Raw genomic sequence first — 19,506 nt, 5'->3', positions numbered from 1 at the left:
ATCGGAACAATCCTCGCCGTGATCACTTCGGTCGGACCCGAGATCCGCGACCTCCTCAACCCTTCTTTGGAACAACCGCAATAATGGGGACCCCCTTGCGCCGATCCGCGATACTGCTGGCTTCGTCTCTGCTCTGCTCCACCGCGCTGACGCCGGCTCATGCCGAGCCGGAGACCCAGAGCGAGAACAACACCGAGACCGAGACGATCGAGGAGATCACCGTCACCGCCCGCAAGCGGACCGAGAAGCTGCGCGACATTCCGTTCTCGGTCGAAACCATCAGCCGCACTGAGCTCGAACAGAAGCGCATCATCGACGGCACCACGGCGCTGCGCGACATCGCGGGCGCAGTGAAGCCCACCTTCGGCGACCGCTCCAACGACTTCATCATCATGCGCGGCGTCGGCGCCGTGACCTTTCCCTTGAGCCCCGACGACAGTTCGGTGCTGACCTTCATCGACGGCGCGCCGACCTCGATCGCCGCCTCCAACTCGGCCTATTTCGACCTGCAGCGGGTCGAGGTGCTGAAGGGCCCGCAGTCGACGCTGTTCGGCCGCAACACCTCGGGCGGTGCCATCAACCTCATTCCGATCCTGCCGAGCCAGACGCCCGAGGGCTATATCGGGTTCGAGTATGGCAGCGACAATCAACGCCAACTCGAAGGCGCATTGGCCGGCGCCATCGTGCCGGAGAAGGTCGCGGGCCGCGTCGCCTTCCGCCTCCGCGGCATCGACGGCTTCATCCCCAACACCGAAGGCTCGGACCTCGGGGATGAGACCTCCTATGTCGGCCGCGGCTCGCTGCTGTTCACCCCCAACGAGCGTACCCGCTGGCTGGTCAGCGCCAGCGGCGAGAAGACCAAGCTGTCGCCGATCTATTACATGCTGGAGGGCGACGGCATGGAAAAGATCGCCGGCTATTCGGTCGCCGATGAGAACATGGAGTTCGTCAATCTGAGCTCGAAGTTCGAATACGCCTTCGACGCCTTCACCTTCACCGCCCAGACCTCCTACCACAAGGCCGACGTCAACTCCCGCTACAACGCGCTCGACGTGCATCTCGCCAGCGCGATGTCGGGCCTGCCAACCTCGATGTTCGCCGATCCGGCGACCAACCACATCTACTGGACCCGCGACGAGTCGCGCGCCACCCAGGAATTCCGCCTCACCTCCAATCCCGGCTACGCCATCTCCTGGATCGCCGGCGTGGTCGGCTATCAGGACACTGCGAATCTCGTTCAGGACAACAAGCTGTGGCTTTACGCCCCGCTCATGGCCGGCACCCAGGACTACAACCAGACCACCACTGGTGCCGCGGTGTTCGGCGAGATCACGCTTCCGGTGTGGGACAAGCTGAAATGGACCGTCGGCGGACGGCTGACCCACGAAAGCAAGGACTTCGACAACCTCTACACGTCCGACGGTACCCCGGGGACAGTCCCCTCATTCGCCGAGCAAGGCACCATGTCCTACGGCTTCTGGACCGGCCGCACCTCGCTTGCCTATGAGTGGTCGCCGAACCTGTCGAGCTGGGTCAGCGTGGCGCGCGGCTACAAGGGTGGCGGCTACGGCATGTCCAACCACTTTGCGGCCTTCGGCATCCCCCGCGATCCGTACGATCCGACGTCGATGATCGCCTATGAGATCGGCAGCCGTGGCTCGTTCCTCGACAACCGGCTGAACCTGTCCGGTGCCCTGTTCTACAACGATGTCTCGCAGGAGCAGATCACTGCCTTCAACACCACGACGCTTGAGGTGCTGGCACTCAATGTCGATGTCCAGAGCTGGGGCGGCGAGCTTGAGGGCAGCTATCGCATCGCCGAGGGGTGGGACGTCGGCTTCGGCGCGGCCTACACCCAGGGCGAGTTGCTCAATGTGTTGCCGGTTCTTGCCACCCTGGTGAACGGACTTGTGGACGGCAACAGGATCCCCAACGTCCCGGAGTGGACCCTCAAGGCCTCGCTCGCCCACCGTACCCATGTCGAGAAGCTCGGTCTCGGCAGCGAGCTTGGCGATGCACAGGCCTACTGGCGGCTCGATTACAGCTTCGTCGATGCGCGTTTCGCCGACGCCGGCAACATGTTCCTGCTCGAGTCCTCGCACTATCTGGGAGCGCGGGCCGGCCTGGAGTGGGAGAAGCGGGAGTTCTATCTCTTCGGCAGCAATCTGCTGAACGAGGAAACCATTTCATACGGGAATGTTTATGCTCCTTCCGCCAAGACGGGCGAAATGCTCTCCGGCGTGAGCTACGCCCGCGGCCGCAACTTCGGCCTTGGCGCCAAGGTGCGGCTGTGACCGCCACCGTGATTGCGGGGGCGTGACATGCACACGGTGGACATGACGCCGCTGGGGCTGTTCCTGTCGGCCGGCTGGGTCGGCCGCAGCGTGATCCTGGCGCTGACCTTGGCCTCGATCTGGTGCTGGGTGGCGATGATCGAGGTGTGGCTCGGCCATCGCGGCCTCAACCGCGCGCTCAAGGCGGCCTCGAACGGCGAGGCGCCCGCGCTCCTCGCCGGCGTCGAGCGGGCCGGCGCCGAGGCCGCCCGCCTTCACATCGCCGCCGAGAGCGTCGCCGAGCGGCGCGCCCGCATCGCCGAGGCGATGGGGCGGGAGGCGGAAGTCGTGATGATGCGGCTCGAACGCGGTCTGCCCGCTCTGGCGATGATCGCCACCGCTGCGCCGTTCATCGGCCTGTTCGGCACGGTGTGGGGCATCATGTCGAGCTTCATGGGCATCGCCGCGTCGCAGGACACCTCCCTCGCGGTAGTGGCGCCCGGCATCGCCGAGGCGCTGGCGGCGACCGCCATCGGCCTCGTCGCCGCCATTCCCGCCTCGCTCGGCTACAACCGCCTTGCCGCTGCGCTCGGCCACGCCGGGCAGCGGCTGCGCCATCACGTCGAGAGCCGCGCGGTTGCGCTCGGCATCGGCCCTGCTTCCCCCACGCATGGAGATGGATGATGAGCACTGGCGGATTGGGATCCTCGCGTCCCGGCAGCTACCGCCCGTCGGCAGAGATCAACGTCACGCCGCTGGTCGACGTCATGCTGGTGCTGCTGGTGGTGTTCATGATCACCGCGCCGCTGCTGGCCGCCGGCCTGAAGCTCGATCTGCCGCGCGCCTCGACGGCCAAGCCGCTCGATCCCAAGGATCCGATCGTCGTCTCGGTCGATCGCGACGGCCGCATCGCCGTCGATCAGACCCCGGTCGTCCGCGAGGAACTGGCGGCGACGGTGCTGGCAAGGATCGCGGACAATGACCACGCGGTACGGGTGCGCGGCGACCGCGACCTCGCCTATGGCGAGATGGTCGGCATCGTCGATCTGCTCGCTGGCGCCGGTGTTCGCCGCCTCGCGCTGGTCACCGAGCCGAAGACGGCGCGCGAGGCTACCGGGGGGCCTGACGACCGCGCCAGTGCCACGCCGGAGGCCGGCAAAGGCGAGAGCGGCAATCTGGCCACCGCGACGGTTCCCCCAGCGGGCACCGCCTCGCAATGACCCTTGCGGCAATCTCCCGGCGCACCGCCTTGGCGCCACCGCCGGCGGAGCGCCCATCGGGTCGCGGACGGCGGACCGGCCTCATCGTGCTGGTCACGGCGGTGCATGCCTCGGCGCTGATCGTGCTGCCCAGTCCCGATCCGGCGCAAGCACCGCCCACGGAGGTCGAGATCACCGTTGTCAGCGAGCTGCCCACGCCGGAGCCGGTGGACGCCGCGCCAGAGCCACCGCCACCGCGTCCCGAACCCGTTGCGGAACCGGAGCCTGACCCTGTGCCCGAGCCGGAACCTAACATCGAGCCGCCGCCGGAGCCGATCGTCACGCCTGAGCCGGAGCCGGAGCCGATCGTTGCCGAGCCCCCCAAACCAAGCCCCGCACCCCCGCGGCCGAAACCGAAGGCCGAGCCTCCACCTCGCCGCAAAGAGCCGGCCAGCCCTAGCGCGCCCTCGCAAGCGAAGACGGCTGCGCCCGCCGCCGCAACGCGGTCCGGCCGCGATCCCGGCTATACCGCGCGGGTGCGGGCCATTCTCCAGGCCCGGGTCGATGGCCTTGGCCTGGAAGAAGTGGCCGGCGTCGTTGTGGTGGCCTTCTCGGTCGGCCCGAGCGGCAAGCTGGTCTCCCCCCGGCTGGTGCGCGCGTCAGGCAATTTCACCATCGACCGCGCCATTCGCGCGGTGCTCGCCAGCATCTCGTTTCCCCCACCGCCCGGCGGCAGCTTCGCCGGCAACGTCTCCATCCGCGTCCGTTAGGAACCCCTCATGCAGCCGCGCGCCCTTGTCAGCACCCTCGTCCCTGCCATCCTGCTCGTCGCCTATGTCCTGTTCGCCGACACCGGCGACTGGGGCACGCGGGTGTTCGTCACCGGCAGCCTGACGATGTGGGTCTTGCGCAATCGCTACGACCACACCCGCAACGGCCCGCTTGCCGAGACCCGCATCGACATCACCGAAAAGCTCGTGCTGCTCGCCGCCGCCATGGGTGTCATGGTGCTGCCCTGGGTGACCATCTTCTGGCCCTGGCCGCCGCAATGGGTTGCGCCCGCCAGCCCCGCCACAGCCATTGCCGGCGCCATCATCTTCCTGATCGCCGATCTGCTGTTCTGGCGCTCGCACGCCGATCTTGGCCGGCAATGGTCGCCGACGCTGGAGATCAAGCAGGATCACGCGCTGATCACCCGCGGCGTCTATCGCTGGGTCCGCCACCCGATGTATGCCGCGATGTGGCTGATGGCGATCGCCCAGGCGCTGCTGCTGCCGCACTGGGCCGGCGCGCTGTCCGGCCTCATCGGCTTCGGGGCGGTCTATGTCACGCGCATCAACCGCGAGGAGGCGATGATGCGCGACCTGTTCGGGCGGGCCTGGGACGAGTACGTCCGTCGAACCGGCCGGCTCATGCCGCGTTGGCGCGGTTCGGCGTGATACGGAACTCCGGCCCGATCGGCCGTTTTCGCATGTCACCGTAGATCGCCGCCCTCGCCACATAGGATTCCGGCGTCCGTCTCTGTTTCAGAACGAGAACGTCACCGCCCCGGACGCCGCGATGACCGTGCCCGCCGCAGCCAGGACGTTGCCGCTCACGACGCGCACGGTCGCCTGATACTCCTGATGGGCCACGACATGCGGCCGATGCCGCCGACATACGTGAAGCCGTTCGGCGCGCCCCGACGGCGCGTGTTGCCAGTGGAGGAAGGATGTACGGTTTTCGTTATCCCGAAGGGATCGACCGCACGCCGCATCACTCCGCTGCGCCATGCGCCGCTCCGGCCAGCACGGGGCTCCCGGCCATTCGCAGCCGCAACCGCAACGCCATCAACAGGCAGGTGAGGATCAGCCCGGCCGACAATCCGTACCACCAGCCGATCGGCCCCAATGGCGCGACGATCCAGTCCGTGAAGCACAGGGCGTAGCCCAGAGGCAGGCTGAAGAGCCAGTGCACGCCAAGCTGGATCAAGAACGGGCTGCCCGGATCTCCAAGGCCGCGCAGGAAGAACCCCAAGGCGATGGCCGCCACGTCCACGGTCAGGATCAGGGCCACCACCCAGAGCAGATCGAGCGCCAGGGCGGTGACCGCAGGATCCTGGGTATAGAGCCCCGCCACCTCCGCGTCGAAGGCCGCCAAGCCAGCCGCCATGGCCAGCGACGACACCACCGCAAGGCCCATCGTCCAGGCCATGAGCGGGCGCAGGCTCGCCCGGTCGGTGCCGCCCGCGGATCGGGAGATCAGAATCGTCGCCGCCATGCTGAGGCCGGTCGGGATCATCAGCATCACCATGAGGATGTTGAAGGCGATCTGGTGGGCACCGATGGCCACGGCCCCAATGGTGGCAATGAACACGCTCACCACCCCCATCACCAGATAATCCGACAGGAAATTCAGCGCGATCGGCAGCCCGAACAGGCAGAAGCGGACGATCCGCGCCAAGGAGAACTCGGCGATGCGCGGAGGGCGCTGCCAAAGATACCGGACGGCACCATGCGTGCGGGTGACGCCCATCAACGCCAGCGCCATTCCCCACGACACCGCCGCAGTTGCAGCACCGAAGCCGGCGCTTCCCAGGGCCGGCAGGCCGGCATGCCCGTGGACGAAAGCGTCGTTGAGCCAGATCTTGGCGAGGACGCCCACGACGATAACCACGGTGACCATGGCCGGCGCCCGATGGGCCTCCAGGGTGAACCGAACCGCCAGGAACAGGCCCATTCCCGGCAAGGCCAGCGCCACCCACTGCAGATAGGCTATCGCCTCCGGGATCAGTTCGGGCGCCACCCCGACGGCGCGGAACAACGGACCGCAGCCGGCAGAGAGCGCCAGCCCCAGCAAGGCGCCTCCCAGAACGCCCACCACAACGCCTCGCAGGACGATGCCCGCGACACCCGCTGGATCCCCCTCTCCCAGACGGGCGCCGATGGCCGGCGTCATGCCGTACAGCAGGCCGAGCAGAAAGATCATCATCGGCGTCCAAACGGCGGCCCCGACTGCGATGGCTCCCAGGGTCAGAACGCCGAGGTTGCCTGCCATCACGACGTCCACAACGCCGTTCGCCATTTGCGCGAACTGGGAGACAATGATTGGACCGGACAACACAAGCAGTGTCGGCAGCAGCCGCGAACGCGATGCCGGCCCGGCGCGGGATACGGAACCTTCGGTCATGATGAGTCCTTCTGCGGGGCCTGTCGGTCCTCTGGCCGAGTCCTGTTGCGGAATCGGCCGGAACTTCGCAGGGTACCGGCTCGACTTTCCGCCCCCCCGAACGCAGCGGAGTTCACATCCGGTGCAGGTCCTGCGGAGGGATCCTTCGTCCCGGCCGCGACACCATGCGCCGATCAAGCGTTCACCGAGCCGAGCCGAGCAACTGCTCCAACTTGTTGAGTTGCCGAATTCTTTGACGCGAGGTCGGCATCCATTCTTGCGGAGAATGCTCTCGATCTTCCGCCGGGTGGCCTTTCGAGAACGGGGAATGTGAGCAGAGATTTCAAACCAGTTCAGTATAACAATAAAATAGAACGCCGAAACATTAAATTGCCGCACTCGACAGATTGCAATTATAAAAATTAAATATTCCCATAAGCGAAAAGAAGAAGATCCCCGCCTGCGCGAGCACCTCGTGCTGCGCGTCGGTGCGAAGGTCGCCGATCATCTCGACGCCGTTCCGGGACACCTCGGGGCGCGGCGTCGCGGCGGTACTCGCTTCGTCCGCCACGTTCGCGCCTTTCTTGTTCTTGCCAGGCTCCGGCAACCGGAAATACACCGACTGCACCTTGCCCTCGCGGCCAAGACTCGCGGTCAAGGCTCGCGGCCAAGATACATCGCGGCGCGATCGCCCCTGCCGTGCCCACCGTAGACGCGCTCGGCCTTCCGCAGCAGCGCTGGTCTATGAGGCCGGCCAGCAGCAGGGCAAGCGGGTGCTGGCCTATGATCTCGGCGGCCGTATGTGACTACCACCACCCGCCAGTCGCGCAAGGGCGAGATTTCAAGCTGGAAGGCCTACGCCCCCGCCTTCGCCGGCAAGATGGCGGTGGAGGCGGTCGACCGGGTGATGCGCGGCGAAGGCGCGCCCTCGCCGGCCTGGGAAGGCGAGGACGGCTTCATCGCCTGGATGCTGGGCGGGCCGCAGGTGTCCTATCTCGTCCGCCTGCCCGAGAAGGGCGAACCCAAGCGCGCGATCCTGGAGACCTACACCAAGGAGCACTCGGCCGAGTACCAGAGCCAGGCGCTGATCGATCTCGCCCGCCGCATGAGGCCGCGGATCGGCGATCTCGCCCGCGTCAAGAGCATCGTCATCCACACCAGCCACCATACCCATTACGTGATCGGCACCGGCGCCGGCGATCCGCAGAAGATGGACCCCACGGCGAGCCGCGAAACGCTCGACCACTCGATCATGTACATCTTCGCGTTGGCGCTGGAGGATGGCGGCTGGCACCACGTCAAATCCTACACGCCCGAGCGCGCGGCGCGCCCCTCGACGGTTGCGCTGTGGCACAGGATCTCGACCGTCGAGGACTCCGAGTGGACGCGGCGCTACCACAGCCACGACCCCAAAGAGAAGGCGTTCGGCGGCCGCGTGGTGGTGACGCTCAATGACGGCCGGGTGATCGAGGACTCCATCGCCGTTGCCGACGCCCACCCGCTCGGCGCACGGCCGTTCGAGCGCTCGCACTATATTGCCAAGTTTCGCGCCCTCGCCGACGGCATCATGGCGCTCGGCTGCGTGCTGCCCGAGCCCGAGGACCAGATCCTGCCCAAGAAGTGCGGCCATCTCAACGGCAAGAAGCTGGCCAGTGCCTGCGACATGGCCTCCAAGGTCGCCGCTGCCGCAACCGCGCGCCGCCATCTCTATCTCATCGCCCGCACCGACGCCGCAGCAACCGAAGGGCTCGACGGCGCGGTGGCGCGCGCGAAGCTTTATGTCGAGGCCGGCGCCGACGCCATCTTTCCGGAGGCGCTCACCGATGCGGAGATGTTCCGCGCCTTCGCCGAGCGCCTGCCCGGCGTGCCGCTGCTCGCCAACATGACCGAGTTCGGCCGCACGCCGACCTTCACCGCCGCCGAGTTCGAGGCGATGGGATATCGCATGGTGATCTGGCCGGTGTCCTCGCTCCGGGTCGCCGCCAAGGCGCAGGAGAAGCTCTATGCGGCGCTCGCCCGCGACGGCAGCACAATGGCGATGCAAGGCGAGATGCAGACCCGCGCCGAGCTCTACGACCTGATCGGCCTTGCCGCCTATGAGGCGCTCGACGCCTCGATCGTCGCGACCGTGCTGCCGACCGAAACCAACGAGGACTGACCGATCAGGTCCGCATCGATGCAGCCGTGAACGCGGAACGGCTGCAGGCGGGCGGTCAAGCCAAACGCGGCGAGATCGTCCGCAAGGCGCGCCAGCGCTGCGTCATCGAGCAGCGCCGGATGCACGGTGGTCCGCACATCGCAAGCAACGCCGCTGGCGATGAGATGGGTGAGGCTCAGGCGCGCCGTCTCGCCGCTGCCGGCAACGCCGGTGATGCGGGCGTAGTCCGCGAACGGCGCCTTGACATCGAACCCCACCCAATCGACCAGCGGCAACAGCGCCTTGAGCCGCTCCGGCGCCGCGCCCGAGGTGTGAAGACCAATGCGGAACCCCAGCGCCCGCACCGCGCGCATCGCCGCCGGCAACGCCGCCTGCACGGTCGGCTCGCCGCCGGAGAACACCACGCCATCGAGCAGGCCGCGCCGCGCCTCAAGGAACGCCAGCACCTCGCGCCACGCGATCTCGCCATCGCCGCGCGCCGGCAACAGGTGCGGATTGTGGCAGTAGCGGCAGCGCCACGGACACCCTTGCAGGAACACCGTGGCGACGAGCTGACCCGGCCAATCGCAGCTCGACAACCGCGACAGCCCGCCGACGCGCAGCTCAGCCACGTTTCGACTCGAGCTTCGCCTGCCGCTCGCTGAAGCAGCGCCGCTCGGCGAACTCGCCCTGCTTGCCGCGATTGAACGAGGCCACCGGGCGGTGATAGCCCATCACCCGCGTCCAGATCTCGCAGGGCTGGCGCTCGGCGTCGTCGAGCACGATGGCAGTCATGGTGGCGGGGGATGGCATGTGGGTCATGGGGCCTCCGGTTTGATCAATGCGCAGCGGCGCGCTTGCGCGCGATAAGTTCGGCGTCGCATTTCGGGCAGAAGGCGTGCTCGCCTTCGAGGTAGCCGTGCTTTGGACAGATCGAGAAGGTCGGCGTGACGGTGAGATAGGGCAGCCGGAAATTCTCCAGCGCTCGCCGCACCAGCGTCTTGCACGCCGCCGCCGACGAGATGCGCTCGCCCATATAGAGGTGGAGCACGGTGCCGCCGGTGTATTTGCGCTGCAGCTCGTCCTGCCGCGCCATCGCCTCGAACGGATCGTCGGTGAAGCCGACCGGAAGCTGGCTGGAATTGGTGTAATAGGGCTGTTCGGGCGTGCCGGCCTGCAGGATGCCGGGGAACCGCTTTCTGTCCTCGCGCGCGAAGCGGTAGGTGGTGCCCTCGGCCGGCGTCGCCTCCAGATTATAGAGGTGGCCGGTCTCCTCCTGGAACGCGGTGATGCGCGCGCGCAGATGATCGAGCACCCGCACCGCAAACGCGTGGCCCCAGTCCGTGGTGATGTCCTCGGCGTTCGCGGTGAAGTTGCGGATCATCTCGTTGATGCCGTTGACGCCGATGGTGGCGAAGTGGTTGCGCAGCGTGCCGAGATAGCGCCTTGTGTAGGGAAACAGCCCGGCGTCGATGTGGCGCTGGATCACCTTGCGCTTGATCTCCAGGCTGGTGCGGGCAATCTCCGCCAACGCGTCGAGCCGCGCGAACAGCGCCACGTCGTCGCCGCGGCAGAGATGGCCGAGCCGCGCGCAGTTGAGCGTGACGACGCCGACCGAGCCGGTCTGCTCGGCCGAGCCGAACAGGCCGTTGCCGCGTTTCAGCAGTTCGCGGAGATCGAGCTGCAGGCGGCAGCACATCGAGCGCACCATGTGCGGCTTCAGCTCGGAATTGACGAAGTTCTGGAAGTACGGCAGCCCGTACTTCGCCGTCATCTCGAACAGGCGGTCGGTGTTCTCGCTGTCCCACGGAAAGTCCGGCGTGATGTTGTAGGTCGGAATCGGGAAGGTGAAGACGCGGCCCTTGGCGTCGCCCGCCGTCATCACCTCGATATAGGCCTGGTTGATGGCGTCCATCTCGGGCTGAAGGTCGCCATAGGTGAATGGCATCTCCTCGCCCGCGATCACCGGCACCTGGTCGCGCAGATCGGCCGGACAGGTCCAGTCGAAGGTGAGGTTGGTGAAGGGCGTCTGGGTGCCCCAGCGCGAGGGCACGTTGAGGTTATAGACCAGCTCCTGAATGCACTGGCGCACCTCGGCGTAGGGCAATTGGTCCTTGCGCACGAACGGCGCGAGATAGGTGTCGAACGAGGAGAACGCCTGCGCCCCAGCCCATTCGTTCTGCAGCGTGCCGAGGAAATTGACGATCTGGCCGACCGCGCTGGAGAGGTGCTTCGGCGGCGCCGCCTCCACCTTGCCCGGCACGCCGTTGAGGCCTTCGGTGAGCAGCGTGCGCAGCGACCAGCCGGCGCAGTAGCCGGCCAGCATGTCGAGGTCGTGGATGTGGATGTCACCCTCGCGGTGGGCGCGGCCGACCTCGGGCGGATAGACGTGCGACAGCCAATAATTCGCCACCACCTTGCCGGAGACGTTGAGGATCAGCCCGCCCAGCGAATAACCCTGGTTGGCATTGGCGCTGACCCGCCAATCGGCGCGGTCGAGATATTCGTTGATCGAGGTCTCGACATCGACCGCGGTCCTGGCGTCGCGCCGCAGCCGCGCACGCTGCTCGCGATAGACGATGTAGGCACGCGCAGTCGCGAAATGGTCGGCCGAGATCAGCACCTGCTCGACCACGTCCTGGATCTGCTCGATGTGCGGCGCCTGATCCTTGAAGCGATGCGCCAGCACCTTGATCGCCTGCGTGGCGAGGTGCGTGCTCTCCGGCCGGTCGAACTCGCCGGTGGCCTTGCCGGCGCGCTCGATGGCGATGCGGATCTTCTCGCCATCGAAGACGACGATCTGGCCCGAGCGCTTGACGACGGCGGACGGCGAAACGACGGGCACAGCGGGGGCCATGGCTTCCTCGGCAGCAGCATTGCGCGATGTCTCTGACGAGGACACGGAAGGCCGTGGCGGACGCGCGGGCTGGGCCGCGACGCCGACGCGCCCCTCCGGGACACCCCGCCCGAGGAGATTGAAGCGGATGCGAACCTCCGGCTCCTGGGGGTCGGTTTCGCATCGTGCTGCGGCAGGTCTCCTGGCTCGCGGGTCGCCGCGGTCGGCCGGTCTTCCCAACGCATCGCGTCAGTGACGAAAATGGCCGAACGCTCGCCGCTCACAGTTGCGGGGGCAGCGCCGGTCTCGCACCGGCTTCCCTCTTAGCCCCAGATGTTGCGCATCTGAGGAACCGTAGCGCTATATGCTGTAGGCGAGAGGCCTGAGTCGAGTCAAGCGCCCGGCTCAGGCCATGCACACTGTCAGCCGGCGGGAGCCAGCGCAGCCCCTGCCCGCTCCACCGGAACCGGGCGGTGATCGTCGTCCACCGCCACCATCACGAACTCGCCGTGGCCGCATCGCCGCCGCGCGCCCAAGCCCAGCGTCTCCGCCCACATCTCCACCGTGACGGTCATCGAGGTGCGACCGACGCCGACGACCCGCGACACCAGCTCGACGATTTCGCCCTTGTGGACATGCTGGGTGAAGTCGACGCGCTTGGCCGCCGCCAGCACCACGGCGCGCCGGCAATGGCGCGTCGCCACCACGAACGCCGCCTTGCCCATGGCGGCCAGCGCGTTGCCGCCATAGAGGCTGCCGTAATGGCTGGTGTGCTCGGGGAACACCAGTTCCACCGAGCGCAGCTCACCTTCCGGCCCCGGTGCCGAACCCGCGGCAAGCGGCGGCAACTGGCCACCCAGCGCGGCGAGGCCGTCGCCGACCGCGACCATGTTGAACACGCCGCCGCCGCAGCGCCGGCGCTCGCCGGTGAGCGGCGCCTCCGCCACCATCTCGACTTCGGCGGCGAGCGAACGGCGGCCGACTTTCACCACCCGCCCGGTCAGCTCGACGATGTCGCCGAGCCGGCCGGGAGCCTGAAAGTCGATGCCGTCGCACGACGCCGTGACGAAATCGACCGGGGCGTGGCGGGTGGCGGTGATGAACGCCACCTTGTCCATGTGCGCAAGCCCGATGCCGCCGAACAGCGTGCCGTGATGGTTGGTGTCGCCGGGAAACACGATGTCGATGAGCCGTGTCGCCCGCACGCCAGTCCCCTGCCCGTTCATATGCGCTCCTTCATCATCGAGAACCATTCATGCGCCAAGCCTGCGCGGGCCTCGCGCCGCGCCCCGCCGCTTCGATGCAGCGGTTCGATCGGAATGCGGATCTCCCGCTTGATCAGCCGGAAGCCGTATCATTGCTCGTTCGGCGACAGTCCCGCCCCATCTGTCGGCATCAGGGCATCAATGACGCTGTTCCTGCGCATGTCCCAATAGCCCGCGTCGATGAGTTGGCGGAAGCGGCTTCGCATGGCGGAAGCGGCATCGGGATTGGCGGTTTCGAGAAAGCCCCGCACCGCCTCATTGCCGAGCGTCGCGTCGAAATAGAGATCGAAGTGGTGGCTCTCGACCACGCCAGCGAGATGGGCGAACAGCGCCATCTGGTCGAGCGTCCAGGCGATCTCGGCGGCGCCGCGGAAGCCGTGGCGCATCTGGCCTTCGATCCATTGCGGATTGGCGGCACGCGCGCGTACCACCCGCGCAATCTCCTCCGGCAGGGTGCGCATGCGCGGCGTCTCGGCACGGCCGGAATCGGCGTGGTAGAGCGCGGGCGCCCCGCCGAGGGCGCGTGCTGCGGCGGCAAAACCGGCCTCGTGCGCGGCGTAGTCCGGCGCCATCAGGAGATCGGTTTCCGGCAGATCCTGCGTATGCACGAAGGCGTCGGCATCCGCCGTGCGGGCCTCCAGCGCGGCGCGGGCCGGCGCGCCATCGTCGCGGCCGCCATAGGCGAAGGCGCTGGCGGCGAGCCATGCTTCCGCCGCCGCGGCCACCGTGTCCGGCGTCAGCGCATCCACCGTCTCCGCCACGCCCACGCCATAGCCGCCCGGCGCCGGGCCGAACACCCGCGGGCCATGGCGTCCACGGAACGGATTGTCGCCAATCGGCTCGTCGCGCCGCGCCAGCGCCGCCACCGCCTGCTCGAACATCACCGGCAGATTGGCGAACACGTCGCGGAACAGGCCGGAGATGCGCAGCGTGACATCGATGCGCGGCCGGCCGAGCTCGGCCAGCGTCAGCACGTCGAAACCCGACACCCGGTCGGAGGTGGTGTCCCACACCGGCACCACGCCGATCAGCCGGAGCGCCATGGCGAACTCCTCCCCGGCGGTGCGCATGGTGGCCGAGCCCCACAGATCGACCACAATGCTGCGCGGATAGTCGCCATGGTCCTGCAGATGCCGCGTCAGCAGCGCATTGGCGAGGCGCTCGCCCTGCAGCGCGGCAGCCCGGCTCGGCACCGCGCGCGGATCGATGGTGAAGACGTTGCGGCCGGTCGGCAGCACGTCGCGGCGGCCGCGCCAGGGCGAGCCCGCCGGGCCCGGCGCTACCGCCCTGCCGTCCAGCGCCGTGAGCAGCCCGACGCGTTCGCCTTCGGCGCAGGCTGCAAGCGGCAAGCCGCTGAAGCTGTCGTCGTCCTCCGGTAGCGCCGGCTCGCGGCCGAACACGTGGAGGCCATCGGGAAACAGCGAATTCTTGACGTCGCACACGAAGGCGTCGAGCTTCACCACCGCCTCGCGCGGCGCCATATCGGGTTTCAGGCCGCTGTCGCGGTCGAGCCCGCTCTCCTGCGCCGCCGCGAGAATGTCGCCCGCCAGCCGCTCGCGCCGGCGCGGGTCCAGCCCATCGGCGTTGGAATATTCGTCGAGCAGCCGCTCGATGGTGCGCAGACCCGGCGGCAACGGCCCGCGCCGCTGCGGTGGCGTCATGTGGCCGATGGTCACCGCGCCGAGCCGCCGCTTGGCGGTGGCGGCTTCGCCGGGATCGTTGACGATGAAGGGATAGATCACCGGCGTTGCGCCGACCAGCACGTCGGGCCAGCAGCGCGCCGACAGCGCCACCGACTTGCCCGGCAGCCATTCCAGCGTGCCGTGGGCGCCGATATGGACCAGCGCGTCGATGCCGGTGATCTCTCGAAGCCACAGATAGAACGCGACAAATGAATGCCGCGGCGGCCGGTGCGGGTCATGATACTCGGCGGCGCGCTCAGTGCGCGCGCCGCGGTCGGGCTGCGCGGCGACGATGAGGTTGCCGCAGCGCGCGGCACGGAAGCGAAAGGCGCCGTCCTCGACGGTGGGGTCGTCTTCAGGCGGGCCCCATTGCGCAAAAAGTTCGGCGGTCAATGCCGGATCGATGACGTCCAGCGCGGTGCGATAGTCGGCGAGCGGCCAGCGCATCTCGGCAGCAAGCAGCCGGTCGATCAGCGCACCATGGTCGGGCGGCATCTCCTCGACACGATAGCCCGCATCCGCCAACAGCCGAAGGATCTCGATGGCGCTTTCCGGCGCGTCGAGCCCCACCGCATGGGCGATCTGATCGTCGCGGCCCGGATAGGCCGACAGCACCAGCGCCAGCCTGCGGTCTGCGGGTTGCGTGCGCCGCAGGCGGATGACGCTCTCTGCCCGCCCCACCACCGCCTTGATGCGCTCGCGCTCGGCGGCGTGCAGAACGCGCGCGAAGCCGAGATCGAGATCGACCGGCTGCGGCTCCTTGAACGAGACGACGCCCGCGAACACCCGGCCGTCGATCTCCGGCAGCACGACATGAATGGCGAGATCCGCTGGCGACAGACCGCGATCCGACTCCGCCCAGGCGGCGCGCACGGATCCCGCCAACGCCACCTGCAGCACCACGGCATCTGCCGCCTCGAACGGCGAGCCATCGGCGTCGCGCGCCGAGAACGCGGTGGCGTTGACGATGATGTCGGGCCGGATGCGGGCAAGCTCGCCGCGCAGCCAGCGGTCGGTCTCCGGAGCCTTCAGGCTGTCGACGAACACGCCAACCGGCACGACTCCGCGCGCGACGAACTCGGCCATCAGCAGCTCGATCGGCTCAAGGTCGGCAACCACCAGAAACGCGCGATAGAACACGATCAGCGCGCGCGGCGCCTCGCCGGCCTGCGGCGGCTCGACCGGGCACGTCTCGGGATCGCCCGGAAAATAGCCATGGCGCGGCAGCGCGGAGACGCCTTGCGGCGGCGCGACGTCGAGCCCCGCGGCGCGCGCCAACTCGGCCAGCGCAGCCTCGGCTGCCTTTGCCCCGCCGATGTCGCACAGCGCCTTGAGGCGGCGCAGCACCGCCACCGGCACGGTCGAGGCCTCGTCCAGGCGCGGATCGAAACAGCCGTCACCCGGCACGATCGCCAACTTGATGTTGCGGGCGTTCGCCACCGCCCGCACCTCCTCGATGCCATAGCGCCAATAATCGAGCCCGCCGAGCAGGCGGATCAGGATGGCGCGGGCGTGACGAAGCGTGTTCTCGACATAGAGATCGACCGAAAGCGGGTGCGTAAGCCGCGCGAGATTGGCGAGCCGCAGCGACGGCAGCGCGGAGCATCCGCCGGCCTGATCGAACCGGGCGGATGCTCCTTGTTTTTGTTCTTTCGCATTTTCTGTCGCAAAACCGGTATCCGCTTTTGCGGAAAATGCTCTTGCACGCCCGGCCTGCCAGCCGGCGGCGAACGCCCCGAGGTCACTGTCGGCGAACGACAGCACCACGAGGTCGGCCGGCGCCTGCCCGAGATCCTGGGCGACCGCCGCCTCCTCCAGCCCGTGCGTCTCGCGCAGCAGGATGTGCATCAGGCCCCCTGCAGAACCCTCGCCACCGCGGCGCGGTCGAAGCCCTTCTCGCCGATCACCACGAGGCGCGAAATGCGCTCTTCGTCCGGCATCCAGGCGCGGTCGAACTGCGCCCGCACCCGCGAGCCGACCCCCTGCACCAGAAGCCGCATCGGCTTTTCGGCCACAGCGACATAGCCCTTGGCGCGCAGCACGCCGTGGTCGCGGGCCGCGGCCTCGACCTTGGCGATGAGCGCATCGACATCGGTCAGCGCCGACAGCGTAACGTCGATAGTCTCGAAATCGTCGTGGTCGTGCGCGTCGTGGTGCTCGTGGTGGCTCGGGCGCGCGTCGAGGTCCGTTTCTGCCGCCGCATTTATGCCGAGCACGATGCGCGGATCGACCCGGCCTTCGGTTGCCTCGACCACCGGGATGCGCCGCGGGCTCTCGGCCTGGATCACGTCGCGCGCCTTGGCCAGCGCCTCGGCATTAACGAGATCGACCTTGTTGAGAATGACGAGGTCGGCGCACGCCACCTGATCCTCGAACACCTCGCCGAGCGGCGTATCATGGCTGACGCTCGAATCCGCGCCGCGCTGCGCCGCCACCGCTTCAAGGTCCGGCGCGAAGCGGCCATGGGCCACCGCCTCGGCATCGGCGATCGCGATCACCCCATCGACGGTGATGCGGGTGCGCAAATCCGGCCAGTCGAACGCCTTCAGCAGCGGCTTCGGCAGTGCGAGGCCGGAGGTCTCGATCAAAATGTGCTGCGGCGGCTCGGGCCGCGCCAACAGCGCCGAGATGGTCGGCACGAACTCGTCGGCCACGGTACAGCACAGGCACCCGTTCGTCAGCTCGACGATGGCGTCCTCGGGGCAATTTTCGTCCGAGCAACCCTTGAGGATGTCGCCGTCGACACCGACGTCGCCGAACTCGTTGACCAGGATCGCCAGCCTGCGCCCGTGCGGCGCCTCGATGAGATGGCGGATCAGGCTGGTCTTTCCGGCGCCGAGAAAGCCGGTGATGATGGTGACGGGGATCTTCTCGATCGACATGAGAGCTCCTAGCCTTGCCGGGCGATACGCGCGTCGTGCGGAGTGATGCGGTGGCCATCGCCAATTGGTTGAATGCGCCCGCGCTCCAGCCGGACGCTGCGGGTGGCCACCGCGCGGCGGAACAGCGGATCGTGCGAGACGATGATCATCGCCTGCGGCAGATCGGTGAGGATGGCAGTCAGCCGCTCGCGCGTCGGCTCGTCGAGCGCGTTGGTGGGCTCGTCGAGCAGCAGCACGTCGGGCGCCATCGCCAGCACCGCGGCGAGCGTGACCAGCCGCTTCTCACCGCCCGACAGCTTGTGGGTGACGCGGTCGGACAGATCGGTGAGGCGCAGCTCGTCGAGCGTGCGCTTCACGATGTCCACGACCTCGGCGCGGCTCCTGCCCATGTTGAGCGGGCCGAACGCGATGTCCTCGGCGACGGTGGGACAGAACAACTGGTCGTCGGGATCCTGGAACACCAGCCCGGCCCTGCGGCGCACCTCGTGGAAATCGCGCTCGACGCGGCGCTCGCGGCCGAACGCCATCACAGTGCCGGCCCGCGGCATCAGGAGGCCGACCAGGATCTGCAGCAGCGTGCTCTTGCCGGCGCCATTGGCACCTTCAAGGCACACGCGCTCGCCGGGCCAGAGCGCAAGGTCCGCGCCGTCCAGCACCGCCGGCTGGCCGGGATAGCCGAACACCACGCCTTGTGCCTCAAGCAGCAATGCCACCCTGCGCCTCCAGCACCATGAGGCCCAGGATCAGCGCGGCAAACATGACGCCGAACGCGACATCTCCCCGCCCCGGCGCCCAGTGCGCATCGAGCGGCAGCCGGCCGGAGAAGCCACGGCACTTCATTGCCTGCAGGATGCGCTCGGAGCGCTCCAGCGCCCGCACCAGCATCATGCCGATGAGATAGCCGAAGCTGACATAGGTGTGGCGCGAATTGGCGGGGCGAAAACCGCGCGCCCGCATGGCGGTCCGCAGCCTCTGATATTCCTGGTCGAGCACATCGACATAGCGCACGGTGAACAGCACGAGATGCACCAGCCGCTCCGGCACGCCGAGGCCGTGCAAGGCGCGGGCGAGCGTGACCGGCTCCAGCGTCGACAGCAGCGCCATCGCCATCAGCACCACCGCGTTGGCCTTGAGCGCGATGGCGGCAGCCTTCGCCAACCCGTCCCAGGACGCGACAAGGCCGAACAGCTCGAACGCCGCTTCGCCGGGCACCGTGAACGGCAGCATCGCGATCATCACGATGATGAAGGTGTCCATCGCCGCCACTTGACGAACGGTTCGCGCTACCGGCAGCCGGGCCAGCAGCAGCGCGGCGAGGGAACACGCGAGCGCCAGCGCCAGCACGTCGAGTCGCGTCAGCGTCACCACCGTGACCGCATATGCCGCCGCCGCCACGACGCGCAGCCGCGCGTCCCGCCGCGCGATCGGCCCGTGCCCGGCGGCCGGATCGAGCAGCCCCGCGGCGGCGTCGGCTTTGATGACGTGGCCCATCAGCCGGCCCGCGTCCGGCGGCGTGCTGCCAGGAAGAACCACAGCCCGAACAGCCCGACGATATAGCCGATGCCGCCGAGGATGCTCTGCAGGTCGTTCTTCTCCCTGTAGGCGATGACCTCGCGGCGCAGCGGCCGGATCTCGTTGCGGATCAGCTCGGCGACGACGGCGCGCTGCGCCGCGGTCATGGCAACGGAATCAGCCGGTGGCGCAGGCTCGGCGGCGGCCGGTGGCGCGCTATCCGGCGGCGTCCCCTTCGCCAGCGATGCCGGCAACTCGCTCGCCTCAACACGGATCTCGGCGACGTGACCGGCACCGAGATCGGCGCGGAAGATGTGGGTGACCGCCGCCTTGGGTTCGAACACGAAGGTGCCGTCCTCCTTCGTGCGCACCTCGCCGAGCCTCGTGCCGTCCTCCCCGAACACCTCGACCAGGACATTCTTCGCCGGCTCGCCGTCCGAGAAGCCGATCTCGCCCTCGATCGCATCGCCGCTGGCATAGGCGCCGGCCACCACCTTGTGCGCCAGCGCTGGCGCGGACCAGCCCAGCGACAGCGCCAGAACAAGGATTGCAGCAATCTTTTGCATGATCTTG

General features: G+C 68.1%; 17 protein-coding genes, 2 pseudogenes and 1 riboswitch. Of the genes and pseudogenes, 7 read left to right on the top strand and 12 right to left on the bottom strand.

Annotation, left to right across the window (positions count from 1 at the left end; translation table 11 throughout):
- The first annotated feature begins 95 nt into the window (after nucleotides 1-95).
- The 5 genes from BLTE_RS03550 to BLTE_RS03530 all read left to right on the top strand — a co-directional run bounded on the left by BLTE_RS03550 (nucleotide 96) and on the right by BLTE_RS03530 (nucleotide 4,911).
- Entirely contained in the window at nucleotides 96-2,294 is a 2,199-nt protein-coding gene (locus BLTE_RS03550; protein ID WP_160140502.1) for a TonB-dependent receptor, read from the top strand.
- Nucleotides 2,295-2,321: 27 nt separating this feature from the next.
- A complete protein-coding gene (locus BLTE_RS03545; RefSeq protein ID WP_126397692.1) occupies nucleotides 2,322-2,957 on the top strand; it encodes a MotA/TolQ/ExbB proton channel family protein in 636 nt (211 codons plus the stop codon).
- Nucleotides 2,957-3,493, top strand: coding sequence for an ExbD/TolR family protein (locus BLTE_RS03540; RefSeq protein ID WP_197723265.1), 537 nt, complete (start codon nucleotides 2,957-2,959; stop codon nucleotides 3,491-3,493). Before BLTE_RS03545 ends, BLTE_RS03540 begins: the two co-directional genes overlap by 1 nt.
- Before the next feature lie 86 nt (nucleotides 3,494-3,579).
- A complete protein-coding gene (locus BLTE_RS03535) occupies nucleotides 3,580-4,242 on the top strand; it encodes a TonB family protein (RefSeq protein WP_126397688.1) in 663 nt (220 codons plus the stop codon).
- A 9-nt stretch (nucleotides 4,243-4,251) separates the two neighbouring features.
- Entirely contained in the window at nucleotides 4,252-4,911 is a 660-nt protein-coding gene (locus BLTE_RS03530; protein WP_126397686.1) for a protein-S-isoprenylcysteine O-methyltransferase, read from the top strand.
- A gap of 87 nt (nucleotides 4,912-4,998) precedes the next feature.
- Here BLTE_RS03530 and BLTE_RS03525 read toward each other — a convergent pair whose 3' ends face one another.
- From BLTE_RS03525 to BLTE_RS03515, 3 genes are all read right to left on the bottom strand, one after another.
- Complete coding sequence (locus BLTE_RS03525) at nucleotides 4,999-5,244, bottom strand: hypothetical protein (RefSeq protein ID WP_126397684.1); 246 nt, start codon at nucleotides 5,242-5,244, stop codon at nucleotides 4,999-5,001.
- A complete protein-coding gene (locus BLTE_RS03520) occupies nucleotides 5,228-6,640 on the bottom strand; it encodes an MATE family efflux transporter (RefSeq protein WP_126397682.1) in 1,413 nt (470 codons plus the stop codon). Before BLTE_RS03520 ends, BLTE_RS03525 begins: the two co-directional genes overlap by 17 nt.
- Nucleotides 6,641-7,004: 364 nt before the next feature.
- Complete coding sequence (locus BLTE_RS03515) at nucleotides 7,005-7,277, bottom strand: hypothetical protein (protein WP_126397680.1); 273 nt, start codon at nucleotides 7,275-7,277, stop codon at nucleotides 7,005-7,007.
- Nucleotides 7,278-7,418: 141 nt separating this feature from the next.
- Here BLTE_RS03515 and BLTE_RS18280 point away from each other — a divergent pair.
- Both BLTE_RS18280 and BLTE_RS18275 read left to right on the top strand, forming a co-directional pair.
- Nucleotides 7,419-8,192, top strand: a pseudogene (locus BLTE_RS18280) (MmgE/PrpD family protein); the annotation flags it as partial.
- Between the two features lie 24 nt (nucleotides 8,193-8,216).
- Nucleotides 8,217-8,777, top strand: a pseudogene (locus BLTE_RS18275) (isocitrate lyase/phosphoenolpyruvate mutase family protein); the annotation flags it as partial.
- On the opposite strand, the gene BLTE_RS03505 reads toward BLTE_RS18275, so the two are convergent.
- The 9 genes from BLTE_RS03505 to BLTE_RS03465 all read right to left on the bottom strand — a co-directional run bounded on the left by BLTE_RS03505 (nucleotide 8,714) and on the right by BLTE_RS03465 (nucleotide 19,499).
- Entirely contained in the window at nucleotides 8,714-9,388 is a 675-nt protein-coding gene (locus BLTE_RS03505) for an anaerobic ribonucleoside-triphosphate reductase activating protein (RefSeq protein WP_126397678.1), read from the bottom strand. The pseudogene BLTE_RS18275 and the gene BLTE_RS03505 sit on opposite strands and share 64 nt — an antisense overlap.
- Nucleotides 9,381-9,578 (bottom strand): anaerobic ribonucleoside-triphosphate reductase, encoded by a 198-nt coding sequence (gene nrdD, locus BLTE_RS18630; RefSeq protein ID WP_126397675.1) that lies wholly within the window; start codon nucleotides 9,576-9,578, stop codon nucleotides 9,381-9,383. Before nrdD ends, BLTE_RS03505 begins: the two co-directional genes overlap by 8 nt.
- A gap of 16 nt (nucleotides 9,579-9,594) precedes the next feature.
- Entirely contained in the window at nucleotides 9,595-11,613 is a 2,019-nt protein-coding gene (locus BLTE_RS03495) for a ribonucleoside triphosphate reductase (RefSeq protein ID WP_126397673.1), read from the bottom strand.
- Nucleotides 11,614-11,767: 154 nt separating this feature from the next.
- A riboswitch (cobalamin riboswitch) is annotated at nucleotides 11,768-11,964 on the bottom strand.
- 50 nt (nucleotides 11,965-12,014) lie between these two features.
- Entirely contained in the window at nucleotides 12,015-12,818 is an 804-nt protein-coding gene (locus tag BLTE_RS03490; protein ID WP_126397671.1) for an acyl-CoA thioesterase, read from the bottom strand.
- Nucleotides 12,819-12,946: 128 nt separating this feature from the next.
- Nucleotides 12,947-16,387: a cobaltochelatase subunit CobN gene (gene cobN, locus BLTE_RS03485; protein WP_126397669.1), complete on the bottom strand. Its 3,441-nt coding sequence runs from the start codon at nucleotides 16,385-16,387 to the stop codon at nucleotides 12,947-12,949.
- On the bottom strand, nucleotides 16,387-17,421 hold the full coding sequence (cobW, locus tag BLTE_RS03480; protein ID WP_126397667.1) for a cobalamin biosynthesis protein CobW: 1,035 nt from the start codon (nucleotides 17,419-17,421) through the stop codon (nucleotides 16,387-16,389). Before cobW ends, cobN begins: the two co-directional genes overlap by 1 nt.
- A gap of 8 nt (nucleotides 17,422-17,429) precedes the next feature.
- A complete protein-coding gene (locus tag BLTE_RS03475; RefSeq protein WP_126397665.1) occupies nucleotides 17,430-18,134 on the bottom strand; it encodes an energy-coupling factor ABC transporter ATP-binding protein in 705 nt (234 codons plus the stop codon).
- Nucleotides 18,118-18,912 carry a cobalt ECF transporter T component CbiQ gene (cbiQ, locus tag BLTE_RS03470; RefSeq protein ID WP_126397663.1) on the bottom strand — a complete coding sequence of 265 codons (795 nt, stop codon included), beginning with the start codon at nucleotides 18,910-18,912 and terminating at the stop codon, nucleotides 18,118-18,120. Before cbiQ ends, BLTE_RS03475 begins: the two co-directional genes overlap by 17 nt.
- Nucleotides 18,912-19,499, bottom strand: a complete 588-nt coding sequence (locus tag BLTE_RS03465) for a transthyretin-like family protein (RefSeq protein WP_126397661.1) — start codon at nucleotides 19,497-19,499, stop codon at nucleotides 18,912-18,914. The genes cbiQ and BLTE_RS03465 overlap by 1 nt, the downstream gene beginning before the upstream one ends.
- Between the last annotated feature and the right edge of the window lie 7 nt (nucleotides 19,500-19,506).

Source organism: Blastochloris tepida, assembly GCF_003966715.1.
In the GTDB taxonomy this organism is placed as follows: Bacteria; Pseudomonadota; Alphaproteobacteria; order Rhizobiales; family Xanthobacteraceae; genus Blastochloris; species Blastochloris tepida.
Note: the sequence above shows the minus strand (reverse complement) of the source record. Positions and strands in the feature narration are given on the sequence as shown.